Origin of the sequence: Mycobacterium sp. (assembly GCF_039583785.1) — a bacterium.
Classification (GTDB): Bacteria; Actinomycetota; Actinomycetes; order Mycobacteriales; family Mycobacteriaceae; genus Mycobacterium.
Genome location: NZ_JAVKSG010000177.1, coordinates 1 through 2,274, shown reverse-complemented (window position 1 = coordinate 2,274; position 2,274 = coordinate 1). Strand labels below are relative to the sequence as shown.

Below are 2,274 nucleotides of genomic sequence, written 5' to 3'. Positions count from 1 at the left end.
CGATGCGGGTCTACGAAGCCAAGGGCCTGCTGCCACCGGCCGAACGCACCGGCGCCGGCTATCGGCTCTACACCGATGCTGATGTGGACTTACTGATCTTCATCCGACGAGCACGCCAACTCGGTCTGCGCCTGGACGACATCCGCCACGTGCTGGCCGTCCACCAGGGCGGCGACACCCCGTGCGGCACGGTGCGGGACCTGATAGACCAACGCATCACCGAGATCGACACGCTCGTCGACGAACTGCTGGCACTGCGTACGACCCTCAGTCAAACCCGCGCACGCGCGGCCGCCAGCATGGACACCAGACCGGTCACCGTCTGCCCCATCATCGAGGACACCTAGACGCCTCGACCCTGACGGCTATCCGCAATGCCCTCGACGTGAGGGTGACTCGTTCAGCGGCTGATGCGGGGGCAGCAGGCCAGGGCGGCGGCGTTGTCGGCGGCCAGCGACCGGGCGAGCATGACCAGCTCGGCGACTCGGGGGTCGCCGACGGAGTAGCGCAGTTTGCGGCCGTCGCGGCGGGCGACGACGTAGCCGCAGTCGGTGAGGCACGCCAGGTGTATCGACACCCGTGGCTGGGTGACCCCGGCGTGCTCGACGCACTCGGCGACGGTGCGTTCACCGGCCAGGATGTATTCCAGGATCTTCAGACGGGCGGGATCGGACAGGGCGCGGAAGAACCGCGCCACGGTAGCGGAATGCGAACAGTCGTCGTCCATCACCGCGTTCGCGGCACGGCCGGGAGCGGGGACCATGCGCGACCTCCCATCCTCAGAGCTATTCGTTGAAGCGAATACTATGCTTCACTAAAGCTATTCGGCAAGGCGAATACCAAGATGGGTTGCGGCCGCCCGGCCAGACCCCACGACACGAAGGAGACTCGGGCGATGACCCACGGTTCCGGATATGACTTGGCAGTGATCGGTTCGGGTGGGGCGGCGTTCGCCGCCGCGATCGCCGCCCGCCGCAAGGGGCGCAGCGTGGCGATGATCGAACGCGCCACCACCGGTGGCACGTGCGTGAATGTCGGGTGTGTGCCCTCGAAGGCGCTGCTGGCTGCCGCCGCGGCCCGCCATGTCGCGGGCGCGCAGGCGTTTCCGGGGATCGGCACCGATGCCGGCCCGGTGGATATGTCCGCGCTGATCGCCGGCAAGGACCGCCTGGTCGAGGGACTGCGGACGGAGAAGTACATCGACCTGGCCGCCGACTACGACTGGCCGATCATGGGCGGCCAGGCCGCCTTCGTCGACGGTCCGGCGTTGGTGGTCGCCCCGAACGACGGCGGCGACGCCGTGCGGGTCGAGGCGGCGAATTATCTGGTGGCGACCGGATCGGCGCCGTGGGCGCCGCCGGTCGACGGGCTGGCCGAGTCCGGCTATCTGACCTCGACGACCGCGATGGCGCTCGACCGGTTGCCCGCGTCGTTGCTGGTGCTCGGTGGCGGCTATGTGGGGTTGGAGCAGGCGCAACTGTTCGCCCGCCTCGGCGCGAAGGTCACCATCCTGGTGCGCGGCGAGCGGCTCGCGCGCGCGGAGGAGCCGCAGGTCAGCGAGGTCATCGCGGGCGTGTTCGCCGACGAGGGCATCGCGGTGGTGACGGGTGCGCAGCTACAGCAGGTCCGCCGCGGCCCGGCCGGCGAGGTCACCGCGATCGCAGTCGTCGACGGTGCCCGCCGCGAATTCCGCGCCGAGCAGGTGCTGGTCGCGACGGGCCGCCACCCGGTCACCGACGGATTGAACCTGGACGCGGTCGGGGTGACGGTCGGCGACCGCGGGCAGGTGCTGGTCGACGAGCACCTGCGCAGCAGCAACCCCCGGATCTGGGCGGCCGGTGATGTCACCGGGGGTCCGCAGTTCGTGTATGTCGCTGCCGCGCACGGCAACCTGGCCGCCGACAACGCCCTCGACGGCGCCGCGCGCACCCTGGACTACACCGCGCTGCCGCGGGTCACCTTCACCACCCCGGCGATCGCGTCGGTGGGGCTGACCGACGCCGAGGCTGTGCAGGCCGGGTACTCGTGTGACTGCCGGGTGCTGCCCCTGGACTACGTGCCCCGCGCGCTGGTCAACCGCGACACCCGGGGTTTGGTCAAGATCGTCGCCGAACGCGGTACCGGCCGCATCCTGGGCGTGCACATGATCGCCGACGGCGCCGGCGACGCGATCCAGGCCGCGGTCTACGCGGTGGCCTCCGGCATGACCGTCACCCAGATCGCCAACACCTGGGCCCCGTATCTGACCATGGCCGAAGCGCTGAAGCTCGCCGC

3 protein-coding genes are annotated in these 2,274 nt (G+C 70.1%); 2 read left to right on the top strand and 1 reads right to left on the bottom strand.

What is annotated here, in order from left to right; genetic code table 11:
• Positions 1 to 347, top strand: a 347-nt coding sequence (locus ABDV69_RS21110; RefSeq protein WP_343577759.1) for a MerR family DNA-binding protein, incomplete at its 5' end; no start/stop codon positions are given.
• Between the two features lie 53 nt (positions 348 to 400).
• On the opposite strand, the gene ABDV69_RS21105 is transcribed toward ABDV69_RS21110, so the two are convergent.
• Positions 401 to 727, bottom strand: coding sequence for a metalloregulator ArsR/SmtB family transcription factor (locus ABDV69_RS21105; protein WP_343577760.1), 327 nt, complete (start codon positions 725 to 727; stop codon positions 401 to 403).
• 168 nt (positions 728 to 895) lie between these two features.
• Between ABDV69_RS21105 and merA the strand changes: the two genes are divergently transcribed.
• Positions 896 to 2,274, top strand: a 1,379-nt coding sequence (gene merA / locus ABDV69_RS21100; RefSeq protein ID WP_343577758.1) for a mercury(II) reductase, incomplete at its 3' end; no start/stop codon positions are given.

Excerpts from the sequence above, each read along its gene's own strand:
- ABDV69_RS21105 (WP_343577760.1), bottom strand. The coding sequence starts at position 727 with ATGGACGACGACTGTTCGCATTCCGCTACCGTGGCGCGGTTCTTCCGC.